Here is a 21,265-nt window from a genome sequence, read left to right as displayed (position 1 = left end):
CAGGTCGGGCCGCACCGTCCGGCTGGGACGGTGCGGCCTGACCTGCGAGGTGTTAAGAAGGGCACCTTCCTATACGGAAAACGATAAGAAGGTGCCCTTCCTTTACAGGGGGAGGCGGTGGGTGCCGCCGCGGAGGGTGCCGGCGAAGAGCCAGCGGCCGTCGGGGCTGACGGCGATGGTGGTGACGTCGGTGTTCTGGAGGCCGGTCGAGATGTTGTGCCAGGTGCGGCCGCCGTCGGTGCTGCGCAGGACGCCGCGTCCACCCTTGGCCAGGCCATAGGAGGAGTGGGCGGTGGTGGCGGCGTAGAGGGTGTCGCCCTTGGCCGCGAAGTCGGACACGAGCAGGTCCAGCGGGCCGGTGTCGGCGGTGCGGAAGGTGCGGCCGCCGTCGGTGCTGGTCCGGATCGTGTCGCCGCCGAGCACGAAGCGCCCGCCGGAGAGGTGGATGGCGGTGACGGGGCCGTCGGCGACCTTGGTGAGGTTCACGCCGCCGTCGTCGGAGCGGTAGAGGCCGCTGCGCATGCCCAGCCACAGGCGGCGCGGGTCGGCGGGGTCGCCGGCCAGTGCGTTGACGCGTTCGGGCAGGTAGAAGTTCTTCCAGGTGCGGCCGTTGTCGCGGGTGACGGTGAGGCCCTGGCCGGACAGCTGCTCGAAGCCCGCGTACACCTGGCCGGGGTCGGCGGGATGGATGAGCAGCGCGGTCGGCTTCTCCGAGGCGGTGAACAGCTCGGTCCACTCGTGGCCGCCGTCGTCGCTGCGGGCGAGCACGAACTGGTCGCCCCAGCCGAGGCGGCGGACCTTCCAGAGCACCTTCGGGTCGGCCGGGGAGGCGGCCAGGTGCTCGGCGCCCTCGCCGATCCAGCCCTCGCCGCGCGCCGCGCCCCACTCGGGGTCCGCCGCGGGCGACGTGGTGCGGTAGAGGCCGTTCTCGGTGCCGGCGAGCAGGTCGCCGCCGGTGAAGGCGAGGTCGTACACGGTGGTGCCCTGCACGCCGAGGCGGCGGAAGCCGTCCCCGGTCGCGGTGTAGACACCGGCCGTGGTGGTCGTCGCGGCCGTGCCGTCGGGCCAGCGGTCGTAGTCGTAGACGTACGCGTCGTGCGACGGCAGGGCGACCGGCTCCCAGGTGCGGCCGTGGTCGCGGCCGCGCATGCCCTCGCCGGACAGCGTCGCCACGTACAGCTCGCCGCCGGTCGCGCGCAGGGTGCTCAGGCCGAAATCGCGCTGGTACAGGGTGGACCAGTGCTGCCCGCCGTCGTGCGAGCCGACCACGCCCGAGCCCCAGACCACCGCGGCGACCACGCCCTCGTCGGCGGCGAGCGCCGCGATGAAGCCCGAGCCGCCCGCGTACACCTGGACGGCCGTGCCCGGCGAGCCGGAGGTGATCCCGGCCAGCTTCCAGATGCCGTCGTACGTGCCGAGGTAGAGGTCGTCGCCGCTGATCGCCGTGTACACGATCTCGCCGGGCACGCCGGACGGCTGCGGCGTCCACGTGTCACCGCCGTCGGTGCTGGTCAGCAGCGTGCCGCTGACCACCGCCACCAGCACCTTCGCCTGGGCGCCGGCGAGCAGGCCGGTCACCCAGCCCTCGGGCACGGGCAGGGTCGTCCAGGTGCGGCCCCGGTCGGTGGTACGCAGGATCCCCCCACCCGCCTGCGGGTCGTTGACCGCGTACCACCAGCGGGCCGCGTTCTTCGGGTCGACCACGACGGTGCCGAGGCCGGAGGCGCCGCCGACCGGGAGGCGGTTGAGCTGGCTCCAGCTCGTGCCGTGGTCGGTGGTGAGCCAGAGGCCCGCCTTGTAGTCGGTGGTCATGACGCCCTGCGCGCCGTCGGCCGGGGTGACCGTGAGCTGCCCGCCCGCGCCGTTCGGGCCGACCGGCTGCCACTTGTCGCCCCGCAGGTCCTCGGGGGTCACCTCGAAGCCGCTCGCGCCGGTCAGCCGCTGCCCGGTGAGCGCGGTGCCCTGGACGCTGACGCCGTACGCGCCGGGATGCGCGCCGGTCAGATCGGCGGTGTACACGGTGCCGTACCGGTGCGTCGCGGTCACCGTGTACGGCGTGCCGCGCGGCGGGTCGACGGTCACCACCGGGGCCGCCCCGAGGGCGGTCGGCGCGCCGATCCACACGGTGCTCGTGCCGTCGCTCGGGTCGGGCGTGGCCGCCACGATCAGCGGGCGCACGACCAGCAGGTACGGCACCCGGGCGACCCGGCCGGAGCCGCCGTCGGCGGTGATCACGCCGGAGATCTCGGTGTCCCCGGCGGGCCGCTTCGCCGACAGCGTGACGGTCACCTTCGCGGTCCGCCCGGCCGGGACGGTGACCCGGTCCGGCTTGAGGCGCACGTCGGCCGAGTTCGCGCGCAGGCGAACGGTCATGGCCCGGGTGCCGGAGTTGCGCAGGGTCACCGTCGCGCTGCCGCCCACCTTCGGGCCGGACAGGTCGGCGAGGCCGAACGAGATGCTCGCGGGAGACGCGGTGAGCACCGCCCGCGCCGCCGCGGCGACGTCGAGGCGACCCGCGCCGTACGCGGTCGGCGTGCCGCCCACCGGCTTCGCCGTGCCCGTGAGCGTGGACAGCACGTCGGCGGGGTCCTGGCCCGGGTGCAGCTGGCGCAGCAGCGCCGCCGCGCCCGCCACGTGCGGGGCGGCCATCGAGGTGCCCGACATCAGGTACTGCCCCGGCCCGAACAGCGCCGTCGGCACCGTCGAACGGATGCCCACACCCGGCGCGACCAGCTCCGGCTTGAGGCCGAACCGCAGCGACGGGCCGCGCGAGGAGAACGACGCGATCCGGTCGGTCACGTCCTCGCCCTTGAGCGTCACGTCCACCGGCCCGGCGGCCAGGCGCGCGCTCAGCTCCTCGTACTGGGTGCCGTCCATGCCGAGCACGACCAGCCGGTCCATCCGGTACAGGTCGCCGGAGGCCTGCGTACCCACCAGGCCCTTGGCCAGGTCCTTGGCGAGGCCGCGCGGACCGCCCGACGGGGCCGCGGGCACGGCGCCGTCGGCGGAGGCCACCACCGGGCCGCCACCGCCGCCCTGGCCGGAGATCACCGCGAGCGCGCCGCGCCGCTCCAGCTCCCGGGCCAGGTCCAGCTCCCACTGGGTGAGGTAGTCGAGCACCGGCGCGGCATAGCCGTTGATCCGCACGATCTTCCCGTGCAGGTCGCCCGCCGCATCCAGCTCCTCGATGCTGCCGGACCCGCCGTCCACCAGCCGCCCGGTGACCGGCTCGGCCGCCGGGTTGGCCGACAGGTGGCCGCGATAGGTCTGCACCCGCACGCCGTCGACATAGGCCGTGGGCAGCACCATGTTGCTGGTGGACGCGCCCACGGCGATGACGCCGTCGGCGGCGGCCGGGCTGCTGACCGTGTCCCGGCCCGGACCGCTGTTGCCGGCCGAGGCCACCACGACCACCCCGGCCTCGGTCGCGGCGGTCGCGGCCAGGCCCAGCGGGTCGAGGCCGTCGCCGTAGCCGCCGAGGCTCATGTTGATCACGTCGGCCCGGTGCGGGTTGGCCGGGTCGGCCGCCGCCTCCAGGCCCGCGATGATGTCCGAGGTCCAGCCCTCGCCCCACTCGTTCATCACCTTGTACGCCAGCAGGTCCGCCTCCGGCGCGACGCCGGTGATCCCGCCCGGCGCCGCCGCCCGGCCCGCGATGATGCCCGCGACGTGCGTGCCGTGCCCGTTGTCGTCCATCGGGTCGGCGTCGCCGTTGGCGAAGTCGTACCCGCCGACCACCTTGAAGCCCTCGCCGAAGCCGCCGCCCAGGTCGGGGTGGGTGTAGTCGATGCCGCTGTCGAGCACCGCGACGGTCACCCCGGCGCCCTTGGCGGGGGTGCCCGTGCCGTCCTGCCGCTGCCAGACCTCGGGCGCGCCGATCAGCGGCACGCTCACGTCGGTGTGCGCCCGCACCGGGGCGTCGGGCACCACCGCGAGCACGCCCGGCAGCGCGGACAGCCGGGCCACGTCGTCGGCGGGCACCGTGGCGGCGACCGCGTTGACCAGCAGGCCGAGGGGGCGCTCGCCGGTCACCCGCAGGCCCTGGCGGCGCGCGGTGTCGAGCAGCGCGCGCTGGCGGTCCCGCACCGCCTTGTGCGCGTCGCCGACCCGGGCCGCGTCGGCGCCGCGCGCGTCGCGCAGCGAACCGCCCGGGGCCGCGGCGACCGCGGCGTCCCCGGCAAGCAGCACGATGACGCGCCGCAGCGCCGGCGGAGGCGCGGCGTCCGCCGGGGACCAGGCCGAGACGAGCCCGGCGGCGAGGACGACCGAGAGCCCGGCCGCGATGGAACGAGGGGGGAGTTTCATGACTGTTCGGTCTAGTGGTCGTGACCTTGACGGCGCAATGACATCGGCTGGCCCGTTGCTGCCGGTGGCACTTTTGGGCCAGGATCAGGCGCATGACCTCCGAGCTGACCCCCGCCGGTGTCGACCCCTTCGACGAAGCCGTCTACCGGGCCGTTCTCGTCCGCCGCACGGCCTCCCCCGCCGACCTGACCGCGGAACTCGGCTGCTCGGCGGAGCGGGTGGCCCGCGCGCTGGACCGGCTGCGCGACCACGGCCTGGTCGGCCGCCTGGCCGGGCGCAGCCGCCGGTATGCCGCGATCGAGCCGCAGGCCGCGGTGTCCGCCCTCGTCCGCAGCCGGGCCGCCGAGCTGGACCAGGTGCAGGCCGCCGCCGGCAAGCTGGCCCTGCTGTTCGCCGCCGCGCACTCGGACACCGGCGAGGAGATCGAGATCGTCACCGGGAGCGAGGCGCTGGGCCGCTGGTTCGTGCAGATCCAGCAGGAGGCCCGCGAGGAGGTGATCACACTGGACCGGCCGCCGTACGCGCTGACCACCTCGAACCCGATCGAGCAGGCCAACATCGCGCGGGGCGTGAAGTACCGGGCCGTGTACGCGCCCGAGGCGCTGGAGTGGCCCGGCGTCTTCGACGACATCCGCGAGCTGATCGGCCACGGCGAGCAGGCCCGCGTGCTGCCCGGGTTGCGTATCAAGCTGGCCATCGTGGACCGGCGGATCGCGCTGATGCCGCTGTCGCTGGACCTGACCGACGTCCGGGCCGCCGTGATCCGGCCGTCCACGCTGCTCGACGGCCTGATCGACTACTGGGAGCTGTGCTGGCGCAGCGCCGTGCCGCTGCAGGCCCCCGCCGAGGACCCGGTGTCCGAGGAGGACCGGGCGCTGCTCGCGCTGCTGGTCAGCGGCCTGAAGGACGAGGCGATCGCGCGCCAGCTCGACTGGTCGGTGCGCACCATGCGCCGCCGCATGAGCCGCCTCTACGAGCTGCTCGGCGCCGCCAACCGCTTCCAGGCGGGCGCCATCGCGACCCGCCGCGGCTGGATCTGACCGCTCAGGACTCCGGCGGGAGCATGGCGACGCCGAGTTGCTGGAGGAGCTGGAACAGTTCGTTGACACTCCAGACGTCGGCGATGCGGCCGTCGGCGTCGAAGGTCAGGAGGGTGACGCCCGCGTAGGTCACGGCCCGGCCCGTGGGCGGCACCGGGCCGAAGTGGCCCTCCTGGGTGCCGGTGGCGTGCCAGCGCAGGGCCGCCTTCGGCCCATCGGCGAGCACGTCGAGCAGCTGGTAGCGCAGGTCCGGGAAGGACGCCCGGCGGTCGCGGTGCCAGGCCAGGGTGCCCTCGGGGCCGTGCGCGCCCAGGCCGGGGCAGTCGGCCGCGACCAGGTCGTACGCCGACTCCTCGCGCTCGCCGTTCCACACGTCGGCGACGAACCTGCGGGCCGTGTCCGCGTAGTCGGACATGGCCCGCAGCGTACCGGCTCAGGGGCGCGGGTTGCTCCGCACGAACTGGGCGACGTACTCGTCCAGGGCGACCTTCGGCTCCCAGCCCAGCGCCCGGACCTTGCTGTTGTCGGCGCGGCCGTGCACCCGCTCGCCGCGCTTGGCGGGGATCATGACGTACTCGGTGCCGAACAGCTTCGCGACCTCGGTCAGCTCCCACTCCCGGCCGCAGCCGAGCAGGTAGCCGTCGCCCTTGCCGCCCTCGGCGGAGACCAGGATGCCGGAGATGATGTCCGAGATGTGGGTGAAGTCGCGGGTCTGCGTGCCCGGGGAGACCACGGTCAGCGGCTCGCCGGCCAGGTACTGCCGCTCGAAGATGCCGATCACGGTGGCGTAGGTGCCCGCGCTGATCTGGCCCGGCCCGTACGCGTTGTAGAAGTACGTGATCACGTAGTCGAGGCCGTACCACTCGCCGTAGTTCTTGATCAGCTCGACGTTCTTGGCCTTGGTCCACGCGTACGGGTTCAGGTGCTCGTCACGGCCCTCGTTGCCGAACTTCGAGCTGGACGCCGAGTAGACGAGCCGGGCGCCATGCTGGGCGCAGAACCGCACGACCTCCTTGGTGCCGTGCGTGTTGTACTCCCACGTCCGGTCGAACTCGTCGAACGACTGCACGATCCGGGCGTACTCCCCCAGGTGGAAGACCATCTTCGGGGAGTCGAGGCCGTGCTCGGCCCAGATCTTGAAGATGTCGACCGTCGAGCCGTCGAGGTAGGTGACGCGCGGGTCGTCGATCTCGTTCTCGTGCGTGCCCGTGAAGTAGTTGTCGACGGACACGATCCGCGCGGCGGGGCGGGTCTCCAGCAGCGCGCGGATGAGGTGCGTCCCCACGAAGCCGGCACCGCCGGTGACCAGCAGCGTCTCGTTCGTCATGATTCTCGGCTCCCGCAGCTCGACTTCACCGGCACCTCCCGGCGCGGGCCGGGGAGCACGACCGCTCACCCGAGGCCTGGCCAGGGCAACTGGCAGCATACAGCCGGGGTGGCACGCCCGGCCGGGCCGGTTCGCCTCATTTCGGCCCGACATTCATGATATTCGCAGTACGGCACGACGTCCGGCCCCCGCCGCATCCCCTCGGAGCCCGCTCATGACCTCGCCCTCGACCGTCCCACTCGCGGTGCGCCGCGGCCGGGTGGCCGTCTGCCTGCTGTTCGGCCTGTACGGCGTGATCCTCGGCACGTGGACCGCCCGCATCCCGGCGATCAAGCAGGGGCTGGGCCTGTCCGACGGGCAGCTCAGCCTCGGGCTGCTGGCCTTCGCGGCGGGCGCGATCATCGGCATGCAGGCGGCGGGGCGGCTGGTCGACCGGTACGGCACCGGGCGGCTGCTGCTGCCGGTCGCGCTCGCCGACGGGGTGCTGCTGGTGTCCCCGGCGTACGCGCCGAGCCTCGCCGTGCTGGCGGCCTGCCTGCTGGCCTTCGGCATCACGCACGGGCTGCTCAACATCACCATGAACGCGGCCGCCGTCGAGGTGCAGCGCGCCCGGCAGGCGCCGATCATGTCGTCGTTCCACGCGGTGTACAGCGTCGGCGGGTTCCTGGGCGCGGCGGTGGGCGGGGTGTTCGCGTACGCGGAGCTGGGCGCGGCGCCGACGTTCCTCGCCGTCGCGCTGGTGGTGGCCGTGACGGCGGTGGTCGCCGCGCGGCTGCGCCTGGCGCCTTCCGAAATGCCCTCCGCCGGGGCGGCCGAGCGGGCGGCGGGCGGGCTGCGCGGGGTCACCTTCCTCGGGGTGCTGGTGTTCTGCTGCCTGGTCGGCGAGGGGGCGGCCGCGGACTGGAGCGCGGTGTACCTGCGCGACAGCCTGGGCAGCTCGCCGGGGTTCGCGGCGGCCGCGTACGCCGCGTTCTCGATCATGATGATGGCGGGGCGGCTGGTCGGCGACCGGCTGACCGCGAAGCTCGGGCCGGTGCGGCTGGTCCAGGTCAGCGGAGTGCTGGCCGGAGTCGGGCTCGGGCTCGCCCTGCTGGTCGGGCACCCCGTCGCCGGGGTGGCGGGCTTCGGGCTGCTCGGCGCGGGCCTGGCGTGTATCGCGCCGCAGGTGTTCTCAGCCGCGGGCAGTCAGGACCCGGCGCGCGCCGGGCAGGCCATCGCGCGGGTGGCCAGCCTCGGCTTCCTCGGCTTCGTCGTCGGGCCGCTGGTCATCGGTGCGCTGGCCGAGTTCACGGGGCTGCCCGCCGCGCTGGCGATCCCCGCCGTCCTGGCCCTGTTCGTGGCGCTGGCCGCCCCCTCCCTGCGCCCCGGGCGGGCGTCCGCACCCGCCGCCGCCCAGGGCTGACCCGCTCCGCGCGTGGCTGCCCGGCTGCCCGGCTGCCCGGCGGGCGTGATCGCGACTTCGTGTCGATAGCTAAGGTCAGACCGCACCTTCTGACACGAGACACCGATCTTGCACCGGCGAGCCGCCGCCCGGAGGTTAAGAAGGGCACCTTCCTCTACGGAAAGCGTTAAGAAGGTGCCCTTCCTTACTTGAGGGTGGAGGAGGTGACGGTGGGGTTGCGGGCGCCGAGGAAGAAGATGCCGGGGTAGCCGCGGGTCTCGAAGCCGTCGCTGGGGTTGCGGCGCAGGGTGGAGCCCTCGATCGACATCGTGCCGGTGCGGTCGTTGCTCACGAAGAAGACGGCGCCGCCGCCCTCCTCGGCGTGGTTGTCCTGGATGATCGTGCCCGCCAGCCGCACGGTGAACAGGTTGCCATCGGTGTAGATCGCGCCGCCGCTGCCGCCGCCGGGCAGGCCCGGTCGCGCCGGGTTGGCGCCGTGCCCGATCGCGCTGTTGTGGGTGAGCAGGCTGTTGAGCACCACCCAGGACACGCCGATGCTGCTCAGCGCGCCGCCGTTCGAGCAGCGGCCGCCGAGGCCAGGCCCGCCGCCGAAGGTGCTGTGCACGATGTACACCGGCAGGCCCTTCGACTGGCTGAGCACCCGGATCGCCGCGCCGCCCAGGTCGGGGCCGGTGTTGTCGCAGCGGTTGCGGATGAAGCGGGAGTTGACCACCTTCAGGCGGCCGCCGCGTACGAAGATCGCCCCTCCGCCGCCGCCCTCCGCCGTCTCGCCGGTGGAGTTGCCGTCGGCGAAGGTCAGGTTCTGCACCGTGAGCTGCGGGTGGTCCTGGTCCTGGCAGTGCGAGGTCGTCCAGCCCTGCGCCTGGTCACAGGTGTTCATGTAGAGGATGCGCCGCTTGCCGCCCCCGCTCAGCGTGATCCTGCCGCCGCCGTCGAGCACGATCTTCGGCCCGTTCGCGTTCCTGACCTTCGCGGTGGCCGTCATGGTGATGGTGAGCGGGTCCGGCCCGCAGTCGAACGTGATGATCCCGCCCGCCGCGACCGCCGCCACCACCGCCTTGGACGTGCAGCTCGCGGGCGTGCCGTTCCCGATCACCCGGGTCGGCTTCGTGGTGTTCACGGCCCGCGCCTCGGCCGGCACCACCGCCCTGCCCTTCGGGTTGCCCGGTGCGAAGACGGCCGCGGCGGCCGACGGCGACGGCGCGGAGGTGGCGCTGGCGCTCGGCACCGCCGACGGGATCCCGCTCGCCCCGACCCAGCTGGGCGGCGGCCCGGCCGCCGGCGTCGCGGAGCCGCACCCCGCGAGCGCGAGGGCGAGGGCGAGCAGAACGGCGGAAGGTGCGGCGAGGGCTGAGGTACGCACCGCAGGATGCTAATCCCCCGCCGCCCGGCCCGCGCGCCACACGACCCCCCGCGTCGATCTTGCGCGAACTGTTAGGGATCTGCCCGGAAGGGGCGTGTCGCACCCACAGTTCACGCAAGATCGGCGCGGGAGGGAAGCGCGCGGGACGCGGCGCGTCAGCGTGGGGTCGGGGTGGTGGTGGAGGAGGCGGCGGCGCAGATGGCGATCATCTGGTCGGAGAGGGCGTCTATGCGGGTCACGTCGAGTTTCTGGAGGGACTCGACGGTGGTGAGGCTCTTGCCCTGGGCCTCGAACTCGTCGGCGAGCTGGCCGAGGGTGGTCTTCACGTCGGCGGCGTCGGCGGTGGCGGCGTCGGTGCGCAGGTTGGCGGCCAGGTCTACCAGGGAGGTGCCGGCCTTCTTGACCGACTGGTCGGCGGCGGTCATGTCGCCGGAGTCGGCGGCCTTGGTGACGTTGGAGAGCTCGCGGGCGAAGACGGTGAGGCCGTCCTCGACGGTCTTGGCGGTCTTGGTGCACACCGCCGGGGTCGGTTCGGCGGCCGCGGCCGGGACGGCGCTGAGGCCGAGCGCGGCGAAGAACGTGGTGGTGAGGATGCAGGCAACTCGCGAGAGGCGTCGCATGACGTCCTCCAATCGGGGTTACGGTGCCGGCTGGGAGAGCCGGCCCCCAAGGAATCCATCCTCCGCCCTGGTCAGGATGCGTGGACGGGCTCGGCGAAAGTCGCCCTGCTACGTCGAGGGGGCGGTACAGTGCCCCCTCCGGTCGGCGGATCCGCCATGTGGGAGCGGGACGGCCTGGCCGAGCACCGGTCAGGGGGCGGTGGGGCGGGGGAACTGGTCCGCCAAGGCTTCGGGGCCGACGAGCGGGGTGGTGAGCAGGGCGCGGATCCGGCGGTCGCGGTCGGCGAGGGCGGCGCGCTGGGCGTCGGTGAGCGGGATCCAGGGGCGCGGCGGGGCGGGCAGGCGCGGTGGGAGCGGGCGGCCCGCGACGTAGGTGGCCTCGTTGCGCAGGCGCAGGGGTGCGGTGCGCTGCCGGCCGTGCACGTCGGCGACCGGGAACGCGCCCGTTTCGACGGTGAACACGGCGAGGTCGGCGGGGGCGCCTTCGGCCAGGGTGCCGGTGCCGGTCGGCAGGGCCAGCGCGCGGGCGGGCGCGATGGTCGCCGCCGCGACCACCTCGGGCAGGGTCATGCCCACGGCCAGCAGCTTCGCCATGGTGGTGGGCAGGTCGAAGACGGGGCCGTGCAGGGAGCGGCCGTGCAGGTCGGTGGAGACGGTGTGCGGCGGCATCCCGGCGGCGAGCTGCTCCTCCAGCACGTCGAAGGCGAACCCGCCGGACCCGTGCCCGAGGTCGAACAGGACACCGGCGTCGTACGCGCGGCGCACCGCGGGGGCGGGGGCGCCCCGGCCCATGGCGATGCCGCTGGCGCAGTGCGTGACGATGTCGCCTGCGCGCAGCAGCGGCAGCACGTCCGCGACGGCGGGCGGGGCGGCGCCGATGTGCACCATCAGCGGCAGCTCGCAGGCGCGGGCCACGGTGACGGCGCGGCGCAGCGGCTCCAGACCGTGCGGGCCGACGGTCTCGGCGTCGATCCGCGCCTTGATCCCGTACACCAGGTCGCGGTTGGCGGCGACGGTGGCCACGGCCAGGTCGGCGTCGCAGTGGGCGAGGTCGCGGGACTCCCCGGTGCGGCCGGTCAGGCCGAGCGCGGAGATGTTGAGCAGCACCGGCACGCGGACGGCGTACCCCCGCACCGCCTCGCGCAGCGCGGGCAGGCCGTAGGCGCCCGCCGAACCGGCGTCGACCCAGGTGGTCACACCGGAGCACCAGGCGGCGGGATCGGGGTCGACGCCCCAGTAGGTCGCGCCGGGGTGCACGTGCGTGTGCAGGTCGACCAGGCCGGGGGTGACCAGCCGCCCCGACACGTCGACGATCTCGCGCGCGTCGTCGCGGGGCAGCCCCGGGGCGACCGCCGCGATCCGGCCGCCGGACACGGCCACGTCGAGCACCGCGTCCCGCCCGCCGGCGGGGTCGAGCACGCGGCCGCCGGTGAGCAGCAGGTCGTACGCCACGGGCACGACCCTACGCGGCTCAGGCCGGGAACACAGTGGCCCAGTCGTCGCGCATGCTGACCACGGTCCAGCCCTCGCGGCGGCCGATGTCGGCGATCGGCTCGGTGTCGGTGGTGGTGACCCCGACCGAGGCGTACGCGTACTCGCGCTCCCCGTCGTCGTGGTCGATCAGCAGGGCCAGGCTGGGCGAGCCCGCGGCCTGCGCGTACTCCAGCATCTCCCGGTCGCCCGCGGAGTTGCCCGCCGCGAAGATGGGACGGCGCCCGAGCTGCGTCTGGATGTGCTCGACCTTGGCCCGGCCCTCGTTGACCTCGCCGAGCGCCTGGGCGGTGCGCACCAGCGCCGGGCCCTCGCCGCGCTCCTCGAAGTGGTACTCCACCAGCGTGCCGACCACGTCGTCGGGCGCGACGCCGTACAGGTCGCGGCTGATCGCGCGGACGAACTCGGTGCCGCCGCCGGTCACGATGAACACCGCGAAGCCGTGCGCGCGCAGCGCCTCCAGCAGCTCCTGCATCGGCTGGTAGACGAGCCGGGGGTAGGGCACGCCCCAGTCCGGGTGCTTCTCGGTGTAGACGAAGTCGCGCGCCCGGCCGGTGAACTCGTCCGGCGTCCAGCCCGCGCACAGCTCCAGCAGCGCCAGCGCGACCCGCTGCAGGCCCAGCTCGCCGAGCGCGGCGTGGTCGCCGTCCAGCAGCGCCCGGTACTCGGCGCGTTCGGCCAGGCCCGGGTCGTGCGCCACCGCCTGGTGCAGGGTGCGCACCAGGAATTCGTACTGGATGTAGCCGGGGCGCTCGCACCACAGCGTGCCGTCGTTGTCGAGCACCGCGACCCGTTGCTCGGGCGGCAGCGCCAGCGCCTCGTCCAGGAACGAGGCGATGGCGTCGCGGGTGGGGCCGGGTCGCCAGGAAGGGAGGAAGGCCACGTCAGTGGCTCCCTATGCCGTCCAGCATCTTGTCCATGATCTGGTCGACGGTGAAGCTGGCCGCCTCCTGCCGGGGCGGGAACTCCTCGAAGGTGGCCAGGAAGTCCCCGACCAGCTTCTGCGCCGCCGGCAGCATGTACGCGCGGTCGAGCATCCACTCGTAGTAGGAGTTCGAGGTGATGTCGGCCCGCTCGTAGGGGTCGGTGCGCAGGTTGAAGATCTTGGGCACCCGCAGCGGCGTGAACGGCTCGGCCCAGACCCGCAGCGTGCCCGGGGCCCGCTGCTCCATGAACACCAGCTTCCAGTTGTCGAACCGGAGCGCGGTGAGGTCGCCGTCGTCGGAGAAGTAGAAGAAGCCCTCGCGGGGGCTGTGCGGCTCGTCGTCGGTGAGGTACGGCAGCAGGTCGAAGCCGTCCAGGTGCACCTTGAACGTCTTGCCCGCCGCCTCGTGCCCCTGTTTCAGCTCCTCGACGATGTCGGGGTCCCCCGCCGCGGCCAGCAGCGTCGGCAGCAGGTCGAGGTGGCTGACGATCTCGTTGGCGACCCGGCCCGCAGGGATTCGGCCGGGCCAGCGCAGCAGCGCCGGCACCCGGTAGGCGCCCTCCCAGTTGGAGTTCTTCTCGTTGCGGAACGGCGTCATGCCGGCGTCCGGCCAGGTGTTCATGTGCGGGCCGTTGTCGGTGCTGTACATGACGATGGTGTCGTCGGCGATGCCGAGCTGGTCCAGCAGGCTCAGCAGCTCACCGACGATGCGGTCGTGGTCGACCATCACGTCGTGGTAGTCGGACTGCCAGCGGCCCGCCCAGCCCTTGATCTCGGGGCGCGGATGCGTCTTGAAGTGCATGTGCGTGGTGTTGAACCAGACGAAGAACGGCGTGTCCGCCTCGGCCTGCCGCTGGATGAAGTCGGCCGCGTGCGCGAACACCTCGTCGTCGATGGTCTCCATGCGCTTGCGGGTCAGCGGCCCGGTGTCCTCGATCTTCTGGCCGCCGCCGGGCAGCGCCCAGCAGTGCAGCACCCCCCGGGGCCCGAACCGCCTGCGGAAGTCGGGGAAGGAGCGCGGATCAGGATAGTCGGCCTGCTCGGGCTCCTCCTCGGCGTTGAGGTGGTAGAGGTTGCCGAAGAACTCGTCGAAGCCGTGGGCGGTGGGCAGGAACTCGTCCCGGTCGCCGAGGTGGTTCTTGCCGAACTGGCCGGTGGCGTACCCGTGCGGTTTGAGCAGCTCGGCGATGGTCGGGTCGGCGGCGTGCAGGCCCAGGTCCGCGCCCGGGAGACCGACCTTGGACAGGCCGGTGCGGAACACCGCCTGGCCGGTCAGGAAGGCCGAGCGGCCCGCGGTGCAGCTCTGCTCGCCGTAGTAGTCGGTGAAGCGCACCCCCTCGTCGGCGATCCGGTCGATGTTGGGCGTGCGGTAGCCCATCAGCCCGTCGCTGTAGCAGCTCAGGTTGGTGATGCCGATGTCGTCGCCCCAGATGACCAGGATGTTCGGCTTGCGCCCGCGGCCGCCGCCGGTCGCGGCGGCGCGGGCGGCGGGGGTACGCGACGGGCCCCGTCCCGCCCGTGCGGTGGCCCGGCTGGGCGGGGCCTTCTTCGCCGCGGCGGGCGCGGCCGCCTTCTTGCCCGGTCCCGCCTTACGCGGAGCGGCGGACGCCACCGGCGCGGCGGCGGCCGTCTTCTTCATCGCTCCGGCGGGCGCGGCCTGCTCTGTGACGGGTGCGGACGGCCCCACCGCCTTCCGGGCGGCGGTGCTCTTCTTCGCGACAGCCTGCTTGGCCGGAGCCTTCTTCGCGGGAGCCTTCTTCGCCGTGGACCGGCTCGGAGCCATGTCTCCTCCAGACGTCGTCCTACCGCGATCCAGTATTCCGCCCAATACGAGGCATGTTCCCGTTTTCGGGTGGATTGGCTTGCTACCGTCGCGTGCAGACGATGGGGGCGCGCGTGACTGCACTGGAAGCCGCCGCCTGGGGTGGCATAGCGGCGTTCTCGCTGGTCGTCGGCGCCTGGCTGGCGTTCCGCGAGCGGCCGGTGTCCGACTCGCGGGTCGGCCTGGTGATGGGCTTCGGCGCCGGGGCGCTGCTCGCCGCGATCGCCTACGAACTGGTGCCCACCGGGTTCAACCAGGACCTGCTGATGTTCTCCGCGTTCGGCCTGGGCGCGCTGGTGTTCTTCTTCGTGGACCACCTGGTCACCGGGCGGCAGAGCATGGGCGCCGCCTCCGCCGACCGGTCCATCGTGGTGGGCGCGCTGCTCGACGGCATCCCCGAGTCGCTGGTGCTGGGCATCGGGGTGGCCGCGGGCGGCGAGGTGGCGATCGCCTTCCTCGTCGCGGTCTTCATCTCCAACCTGCCGGAGGCGCTCGGCGCCAGCGCCTTCATGCGCGCCGCCGGGCACACCCGGGGCCAGGCGTACCGGGTGTGGTGGGGTGTCGTGGCCGTCTCCGCCCTGTCCGCGGCCATCGGCGCCGTCGCGTACAAGATGGTGCCGGGCTCCGAGGGCGGTTACATCGAGGCTTTCGCGGCCGGCGCGGTGCTGACCATGCTGGCCGACTCGATGATCCCGGAGGCGTACAAGCTCGGCGGCAAGACGACGGGCCTGCTGGCGGTGCTCGGTTTCGCGGTGGCCGGCGCCCTGTCCGGGCTCGAGTGACTACGCGGGCAATCATGGACGAATTGTCGAAATACCGCATCAGCGGATGACCCGGTGCATAGTCTGCAAGCGGATGAAACTCACTTCCGGGAGGACAGATGAGCACCGCAACGCCCAGTCCCAGCACCGGGCAGCCCGGCATGAAGCCTGCGGCCGGCGCGGCGAGCGCGCCGACCACCGCCAGGCCCGGCTCGGTGCCGCCCGGCACCGCGGGCACGGACGTGTTCACCACGGGACAGGCGACGATGGCGTCGAAGGTGCCGTGGTGGCTGTTCCTCATCACCGGCGTCTGCTGGATCATCGTCAGCTGGTTCGTGCTGGCCTACAACCAGCAGCCGGTGCGCAGCCTCGGCACCATCGCCGCGCTGGCCGGCATCATCGTGCTGGTCGCGGGCGTGTTCGAGCTGATCCAGGCGTTCACCGCGCCCGGCTGGCGCTGGCTGCACGCCATCCTCGGCGTGCTGTTCCTGATCACCGGCATCGTCTGCTGGGTCAACCCCGGCGGCACGGTGTTCTGGCTGGCCGCCTTCATCGGGTGGTACCTGCTGTTCAAGGGAGCGGCCGACATCGTGCTGGCCTTCCTCACCAAGAAGGAGCACGACGGCTGGTGGCTCGGCCTGATCATCGGCATCATCGAGGTGCTGCTGGGCTTCTGGGCGGCGGGCCGCTGGTTCCGCTCGTTCGAGCTGCTCATCGTGCTGGTCGGCGCGATCTGCCTGGCCCGCGGCATCACCGACTTCATCATGGCGTTCCGCGTCCGTGACCTGAACAAGCAGGCCAAGGCCGCAGGACTGCCGTGAGCGAACCGATCACGCTTGCCCGCCCGGGACGCGACGGCGAGAAGCCGCCGCGTCCCGGCATGGTGTGGCTGCCCGGCGGCACGTTCCGGATGGGCTCCGACGCGCACTACCCGGAGGAGGCGCCCGCGCACACGGCGCGGGTCGGCGGCTTCTGGATCGACCGGCTCCCGGTCACCAACCGGGAGTTCCGCGCGTTCGTCCGGGCCACCGGGCACGTCACCGTCGCCGAGACCGCCCCCGACCCGGCCGACTACCCGGGCGCCGACCCGTCGCTGCTGGTGCCCGCCTCGGTGGTGTTCGTCAAGCCGCGGCGCCGCGTCGACCTGCGCGACATCACCGGCTGGTGGCACTTCGTGCCGGGCGCGGACTGGCGGCGGCCGTACGGGCCGGGTTCCTCGATCGACGGCCTGGACGACCACCCCGTGGTGCACGTGGCCTGGGCCGACGTCGCCGCGTACGCGGCCTGGGCCGGGGGCGACCTGCCCACCGAGGCCGAGTGGGAGTACGCCGCGAGCGGCGGCGCCGCCGAGCCGGCCGAGTTCGCCTGGGGCGCCGAGCTGACGCCGGGCGGGGTGCACATGGCTAACGTCTGGCAGGGCGAGTTCCCGGTGCTCAACCTGGCCGCCGACGGCTACGAGAGCACCGCGCCAGTCGGCTCCTTCCCACCCAACGCGTTCGGCCTGTCCGACATGATCGGCAACGTGTGGGAGTGGACGTCGGACTGGTACGGCGCCCACCGGCCCGGCGCGACCGTCGCCTGCTGCGCGCCCGCCGGCCCGCGCGGAGCCACGGAGCAGGGCAGCTACGACCCGGCGACGCCGGGCGTGCGCATTCCGCGCCGGGTGATGAAGGGCGGCTCGTTCCTGTGCGCGCCGAACTACTGCCGCCGTTACCGGCCCGCGGCCCGCATGCCGCAGGCGGTCGACACCTCCACCTGCCATCTGGGGTTTCGCCTGGTGGTGCGCCCGTAGCGAGCCCCGTTCGCGATTCGTCGCTATGATGCCCCGGTTGTCGAGAGACGCCTAGTACGGGGAGGTCAGGCGTGTCGCGAAACCGTCGCGTCATCATGTCCGTCATCGCCGCCACCGCGGTCGCCCTGAGTGTGGGCACCCTGGCGGCCGCAGGAGTGATCCCCGCCGCGTGGCACGAGCCCGCGGCCGAACCCGCCGCCGAAGCCGCACCCGCCGCCGGGCAGCCCGGAGCGCTGCGCGGCGGCGCCGTCCAGCCGCTGACCGGCCGCAGCGCCGCACCCGTCGGCCCGGCCAAGAACGCCACCACCGCGAGCCCCGGCGCGCTCGCCACGCCGCACTCGGTCGCCTTCCTGCGCGCGCAGTACGGCATCAGCGAGGCCGAGGCGGTGCGCCGGCTCGCGCTGCAGCAGTCGGCGCCCGAGCTGGCGCAGCGCCTGTCGGCGAGCCTGCCCGACGCGTACGCCGGGCTGTGGCTGGACCAGGAGGCGGGCGGCGTGCTGCGGGTCGGCATGACCAAGCCCGACCTGCTCCAGCCCGCGCTCGCCGGGGTCGCCGACGCCGCCCACGTGCGGGCCGTGCCCGCCACGCGCTCGCTCAAGCAGCTCCAGGCCACGGCGGCGAAGCTGTCCGCCGACCTGGCCGGGCGCACCGACGTGGAGATCGCGGTGGACGCGCCGTCCAACCAGGTCGTGGTGAGCGCCCCGGCGGGCGTCGACCTGACCGGCGTCAGCCCCGCCGTGACCCGTGCGGGCGGCGCGGCCCGGCTGCACCGCAGCCCGCGCCCGGCCGGTGTGCCGAAGTCGTGCGACCCGCTGAACTGCCTGCAGCCGCCGCTGCGCAGCGGCATCCGGCTGGACGTCCCGCGGGACAACGGCACGGTCGGCGGCTGCACCACGGGCTACGTGCTGCGCTCGCAGAAGACCGGGGAGCGCTTCGTGCTCACCGCCGGGCACTGCGTGCTCAATACCGCGACGCACAGCCGCATCGACGACACCTGGCACCGCTACCTGGTGGAGAAGATGCCCGTGGTGGTCGAGCACCCCGACGCCACGCTGCGCGCGGCGCTCGGCGAGAACATCGCCGGGGTCAGCCCCTACGACTACGCGATCATGCCGTACGCGGACACGCGCACGGCGAACTTCTGGAACGGCGGCCAGGTGCAGCTGCGCAGCACGGCGCGGTCCGTCTCCGGCGGCCTGATCAACGAGTGGTGCCCCGGCGGCTGCCCGGGTGGCGGCACCATCCCGGTCACCGGCGTCACCCCGCTGGCCAACGTCCTGGTCGGCTCGGTCGTGTGCGCCACCGGTTCGGGTTACACCCCCGCCGCCGGTGAGAAGATCATCGACTCCGGCGCGGGCGCGGGCTACCAGCCCGGCACGCGCTGTGGCACCGTCGTGAAGAAGGGCGTGCTGATCTCGGTGAAGATCTGCGCCCGCCCCGGCGACAGCGGCGGCCCGCTGTTCACCGAGTCCGACGGCAAGGCGGTCGGCATCCTCAAGTACGGCGACCCGGGTCAGGGCGCGTGCACCAATGCCGACGAGTGGAACCACTACGCTCCGGTCGAGACGATCCTGTCGCGGGTCAACTCGCGCACCGACCTGCAGTTCGAACTGGTCACGGCCGGCACCCCGACGGGGCCCGCACCCCGGTAACCCCGTTCCCGACGGCACCGGAGAGGATTCCTGCATGTCCTCCGCCCCCACCGCCGTGCTCGCCCCTGCGCCGGAGACGGCGCCGGCCGCCGATCCGGCGACGCGGCCGCGGCGGTGGCGGGCACGGAGCCGGGCGCTGCTCGCGCCGCTGCTGGCGTACCTGGCGAGCCACGCCCTGTACGCCGCGGCGGCGGCCGCCGTGTCCGAGCCGTACCTGCCGGTCGACGGCCGGGTGCGCGCCGACTCGGGGCTCTACGCGCTGGTCGCCTCGCGCGGCTACGAGCTGTTCCTCTGCGACAGCGACCCGGCTCTCGGGCCGATGTTCGCGCCGGGCGCCTGGTGCGGCACGGCCGGCTGGTTCCCGCTCTACCCCGCGCTGATCCGGGTGCTCACCTGGCCCACCGGGCTCGGCGAGTACACCGCGGGCCTCATCATCACGGAGCTGTGCCTGCTGGCGGCCTTCGTGCTGCTGTGGCGGCTGCTGCGGGGCACCGGCACCGCGCGGCCGGTGGCGTGGGCCGTGCTGGCCCTGGCCGCGCTGCTGCCGTCGGGCATCTACCTGCGCGCGGTGTTCCCCATGGCGCTCGCCGTGGTGCTGCTGCTGGCCTGCGTGACCGCGCTGCGCTCCGGCCGGTGGTGGTGGGCGGGCGGGTTCGGCGCGCTGGTCGCCACGGCGTACCCGATGGGCGTGGCGGTCGCCGCGATCGGCTTCGGCACGGTGGTGACCCTGCTCGGGCGCGGTGAGGTGCGCCCGCTCGCGGCGGCGCGGGCCGCGCTGGCGGTGTGCGGGCTGCCGGTCGCGGGGCTGCTGGCCGTGTTCGCGGTGCACCGGGTCACGGTGGGGCACTGGAACGCGTACATGATGATCCAGGAGCACTACGGCAACGGCGTGCACAACCCGCTGACCTCGCTCTACAAGCTGGCGATCGAGCCCGCCGTGATCCCGGTCGCGCAGCCCCGGCAGGACCTGCTCTGGGAGCTGGACGTCTACACCGACGCCGAGCTGTGGTGGTCGCTGGCGCTGGTGCTGCTCGCGGTCACCGCGGCGGTGATCGCGAGCGGGCGGGGCACGCTGCGCCGGTACGACGCCGGGCTCGCCCTCTACGCGGTGGCGATCTTCGTGGGGCCGCTGATCGCCGGACCGGCCGTGTCGCAGTATCGCTCGCACTCGCTGCTGCTGCCCGCGCTGCTGGTGCTGCGGCATCTCCCGGCGCGCCTGCTCTGGCCGTACGCGGTGAGCGCCGGGGTCATCGCCGTGCCGATGGGGATGCTGTTCTCGACCTGGCTGCTGTTCTAGGCGTCGCCGGGGTGATCGCCGCCGCGATAGGCTGCGGTCCCCTGAATCATGGAGGACGGCGATGGTTCCGCAAGCCGTTGACCTGACCGTACGCACCCTCGGTGAATGCCGCATCGAGTCCCCGCTGGCGCCGCTGCTGCCGGAGACCGAGAGCACCGAGCACTACGTCGACGAAGACGACCGGGTGCTGTTCGACGACACGCGCAGCATGGTGGCCGCGCGCAAGACCACGCTGGACGCGCTGCCCGGCTTCGAGCCCGGCGGCCCGCGCCGCAAGATCTTCTTCCAGCCCTCGAAGACCCGCGTCGGCATCGTGACCTGCGGCGGCCTCTGCCCCGGCCTCAACGACGTCATCCGCGGCCTGGTGCTGGAGCTGACCTCGCACTACGGCGTCACCAAGATCTACGGCTTCCGCAACGGCTACCAGGGCTTCATCGCCGGCTACGGGCATCCCCCGATCGACCTCGACGCCGAGGCGGTCAGCGGCATCAACGAGTACGGCGGCACCATCCTCGGCAGCTCCCGGGGCAGCCAGGACCCGTACGAGATAGTCGACTGCCTGGAGCAGATGAGCATCAACGTGCTCTTCGTCATCGGCGGCGACGGCTCCATGCGCGGCGCGCTCACCATCGCCGACGTGGTCAAGGAGCGCGGCCTGAAGATCGCCGTGATCGGCGTGCCGAAGACCATCGACAACGACATCCCGTACATCGAGCAGAGCTTCGGCTTCCAGACCGCGTTCTCCAAGGCCACCGAGTCGCTGCGCAGCGCCCACGTGGAGGCCCGCGCGGTGCCCAACGGGGTCGGCCTGGTGCAGGTCATGGGCCGCCACTCGGGCTTCATCGCCTGCTACGCGACGCTGGCCAACAACGACGCCGACTACGTGCTCATCCCCGAGGTGCCGTTCCAGCTCGACGGCGAGAACGGCTTCCTGGCCCATCTGCGGCGGCGGGTCGCCGAACGCGGGCACGCGGTGGTGGTCGCCGCCGAGGGCGCCGGGCAGGAGTACCTGGAGTCCGACGAGCCCGGCCAGGTCGACAAGTCCGGCAACCGCAAGCTCAAGGACATCGGCCTCTTTCTGCGCAAACGCATCGCGGAGGACTTCGCCGCGCACGGGATGGAGTCCAGCCTCAAGTACATCGACCCCAGCTACGCCATCCGCAGCGTGCCCGCCAACCCGTACGACAGCGTCTACTGCATCCGGCTCGCGCACGCCGCCGTGCACGCCGCGATGGCCGGGCGCACCGCGATGGTGGTCGGCCGCTGGCGCGGCCGCTTCGTCCACGTCCCCATCGCCCTCGCCATCAGCAAGCGCAACCAGGTAGACCCCACCGGCGACCTCTGGATGTCCGTCCTGGAGACCACCGGCCAACCCCGCCACTTCGGCTGACCGCCCCGCCCCGCCCTCGCCCTGCCCCGCTCGGCGGCTGCAGTTTCGGGGAAAGTGCAGGTATCACGTGATCGGTGC

At 73.2% G+C, this 21,265-nt stretch carries 16 protein-coding genes; 8 read left to right on the top strand and 8 right to left on the bottom strand.

The genetic code is table 11. From position 1 onward, the window contains the following. Window positions 1-102 precede the first annotated feature (102 nt). Entirely contained in the window at window positions 103-4,305 is a 4,203-nt protein-coding gene (locus tag CS0771_RS10720; protein WP_212840840.1) for a S8 family serine peptidase, read from the bottom strand. 92 nt (window positions 4,306-4,397) lie between these two features. On the opposite strand from CS0771_RS10720, the gene CS0771_RS10715 reads away from it, so the two are divergent. After that, a complete protein-coding gene (locus tag CS0771_RS10715) occupies window positions 4,398-5,345 on the top strand; it encodes a helix-turn-helix domain-containing protein (protein ID WP_212840839.1) in 948 nt (315 codons plus the stop codon). A 4-nt stretch (window positions 5,346-5,349) separates the two neighbouring features. Here the strand turns inward: CS0771_RS10715 and CS0771_RS10710 are convergent, their stop codons facing one another. Continuing rightward, window positions 5,350-5,760 carry an ester cyclase gene (locus CS0771_RS10710; RefSeq protein ID WP_212840838.1) on the bottom strand — a complete coding sequence of 137 codons (411 nt, stop codon included), beginning with the start codon at window positions 5,758-5,760 and terminating at the stop codon, window positions 5,350-5,352. An 18-nt stretch (window positions 5,761-5,778) separates the two neighbouring features. Next, entirely contained in the window at window positions 5,779-6,672 is an 894-nt protein-coding gene (locus tag CS0771_RS10705; protein ID WP_212840837.1) for an NAD-dependent epimerase/dehydratase family protein, read from the bottom strand. Between the two features lie 214 nt (window positions 6,673-6,886). On the opposite strand from CS0771_RS10705, the gene CS0771_RS10700 reads away from it, so the two are divergent. Then, on the top strand, window positions 6,887-8,074 hold the full coding sequence (locus tag CS0771_RS10700; RefSeq protein ID WP_212840836.1) for an MFS transporter: 1,188 nt from the start codon (window positions 6,887-6,889) through the stop codon (window positions 8,072-8,074). Window positions 8,075-8,258: 184 nt separating this feature from the next. Here the strand turns inward: CS0771_RS10700 and CS0771_RS10695 are convergent, their stop codons facing one another. The 5 genes from CS0771_RS10695 to CS0771_RS10675 all read right to left on the bottom strand — a co-directional run bounded on the left by CS0771_RS10695 (window position 8,259) and on the right by CS0771_RS10675 (window position 14,256). Then, window positions 8,259-9,437 carry a hypothetical protein gene (locus tag CS0771_RS10695; RefSeq protein WP_212840835.1) on the bottom strand — a complete coding sequence of 393 codons (1,179 nt, stop codon included), beginning with the start codon at window positions 9,435-9,437 and terminating at the stop codon, window positions 8,259-8,261. A 155-nt stretch (window positions 9,438-9,592) separates the two neighbouring features. Continuing rightward, window positions 9,593-10,057, bottom strand: a complete 465-nt coding sequence (locus CS0771_RS10690) for a hypothetical protein (RefSeq protein ID WP_212840834.1) — start codon at window positions 10,055-10,057, stop codon at window positions 9,593-9,595. Between the two features lie 189 nt (window positions 10,058-10,246). Beyond that, on the bottom strand, window positions 10,247-11,509 hold the full coding sequence (locus tag CS0771_RS10685; RefSeq protein ID WP_212840833.1) for an amidohydrolase/deacetylase family metallohydrolase: 1,263 nt from the start codon (window positions 11,507-11,509) through the stop codon (window positions 10,247-10,249). A 19-nt stretch (window positions 11,510-11,528) separates the two neighbouring features. Continuing rightward, window positions 11,529-12,431, bottom strand: coding sequence for an HAD family phosphatase (locus tag CS0771_RS10680; protein WP_212840832.1), 903 nt, complete (start codon window positions 12,429-12,431; stop codon window positions 11,529-11,531). 1 nt (window position 12,432) lies between these two features. Then, a complete protein-coding gene (locus tag CS0771_RS10675) occupies window positions 12,433-14,256 on the bottom strand; it encodes an arylsulfatase (protein WP_305834663.1) in 1,824 nt (607 codons plus the stop codon). A gap of 113 nt (window positions 14,257-14,369) precedes the next feature. Here CS0771_RS10675 and CS0771_RS10670 point away from each other — a divergent pair, with 113 nt between their 5' ends. The 6 genes from CS0771_RS10670 (at window position 14,370) to CS0771_RS10645 (ending at window position 21,187) form a co-directional block, all read left to right on the top strand. Beyond that, window positions 14,370-15,077, top strand: a complete 708-nt coding sequence (locus tag CS0771_RS10670; RefSeq protein ID WP_212840831.1) for a ZIP family metal transporter — start codon at window positions 14,370-14,372, stop codon at window positions 15,075-15,077. 98 nt (window positions 15,078-15,175) lie between these two features. Continuing rightward, complete coding sequence (locus CS0771_RS10665; protein ID WP_212840830.1) at window positions 15,176-15,877, top strand: HdeD family acid-resistance protein; 702 nt, start codon at window positions 15,176-15,178, stop codon at window positions 15,875-15,877. A gap of 59 nt (window positions 15,878-15,936) precedes the next feature. Further along, on the top strand, window positions 15,937-16,848 hold the full coding sequence (locus CS0771_RS10660; protein ID WP_212845761.1) for a formylglycine-generating enzyme family protein: 912 nt from the start codon (window positions 15,937-15,939) through the stop codon (window positions 16,846-16,848). A gap of 71 nt (window positions 16,849-16,919) precedes the next feature. Then, window positions 16,920-18,500: a trypsin-like serine protease gene (locus CS0771_RS10655; protein ID WP_212840829.1), complete on the top strand. Its 1,581-nt coding sequence runs from the start codon at window positions 16,920-16,922 to the stop codon at window positions 18,498-18,500. Window positions 18,501-18,534: 34 nt separating this feature from the next. Further along, window positions 18,535-19,797, top strand: coding sequence for a hypothetical protein (locus CS0771_RS10650; RefSeq protein WP_212840828.1), 1,263 nt, complete (start codon window positions 18,535-18,537; stop codon window positions 19,795-19,797). A gap of 61 nt (window positions 19,798-19,858) precedes the next feature. After that, a complete protein-coding gene (locus CS0771_RS10645) occupies window positions 19,859-21,187 on the top strand; it encodes an ATP-dependent 6-phosphofructokinase (RefSeq protein WP_212840827.1) in 1,329 nt (442 codons plus the stop codon). Window positions 21,188-21,265: the final 78 nt, after the last annotated feature.

It is taken from the genome of Catellatospora sp. IY07-71 (genome assembly GCF_018326265.1).
GTDB lineage: Bacteria > Actinomycetota > Actinomycetes > Mycobacteriales > Micromonosporaceae > Catellatospora.
This window is presented reverse-complemented; position numbering and strand designations above follow the sequence as displayed.

Coding starts and splice junctions, on each gene's coding strand:
- CS0771_RS10700 (WP_212840836.1), top strand. CDS start 6,887: ATGACCTCGCCCTCGACCGTCCCACTCGCGGTGCGCCGCGGCCGGGTG.
- CS0771_RS10645 (WP_212840827.1), top strand. CDS start 19,859: ATGGTTCCGCAAGCCGTTGACCTGACCGTACGCACCCTCGGTGAATGC.
- CS0771_RS10660 (WP_212845761.1), top strand. CDS start 15,937: ATGGTGTGGCTGCCCGGCGGCACGTTCCGGATGGGCTCCGACGCGCAC.
- CS0771_RS10650 (WP_212840828.1), top strand. CDS start 18,535: ATGTCCTCCGCCCCCACCGCCGTGCTCGCCCCTGCGCCGGAGACGGCG.
- CS0771_RS10705 (WP_212840837.1), bottom strand. CDS start 6,672: ATGACGAACGAGACGCTGCTGGTCACCGGCGGTGCCGGCTTCGTGGGG.
- CS0771_RS10690 (WP_212840834.1), bottom strand. CDS start 10,057: ATGCGACGCCTCTCGCGAGTTGCCTGCATCCTCACCACCACGTTCTTC.
- CS0771_RS10675 (WP_305834663.1), bottom strand. CDS start 14,256: ATGGCTCCGAGCCGGTCCACGGCGAAGAAGGCTCCCGCGAAGAAGGCT.
- CS0771_RS10710 (WP_212840838.1), bottom strand. CDS start 5,760: ATGTCCGACTACGCGGACACGGCCCGCAGGTTCGTCGCCGACGTGTGG.
- CS0771_RS10720 (WP_212840840.1), bottom strand. CDS start 4,305: ATGAAACTCCCCCCTCGTTCCATCGCGGCCGGGCTCTCGGTCGTCCTC.
- CS0771_RS10665 (WP_212840830.1), top strand. CDS start 15,176: ATGAGCACCGCAACGCCCAGTCCCAGCACCGGGCAGCCCGGCATGAAG.
- CS0771_RS10715 (WP_212840839.1), top strand. CDS start 4,398: ATGACCTCCGAGCTGACCCCCGCCGGTGTCGACCCCTTCGACGAAGCC.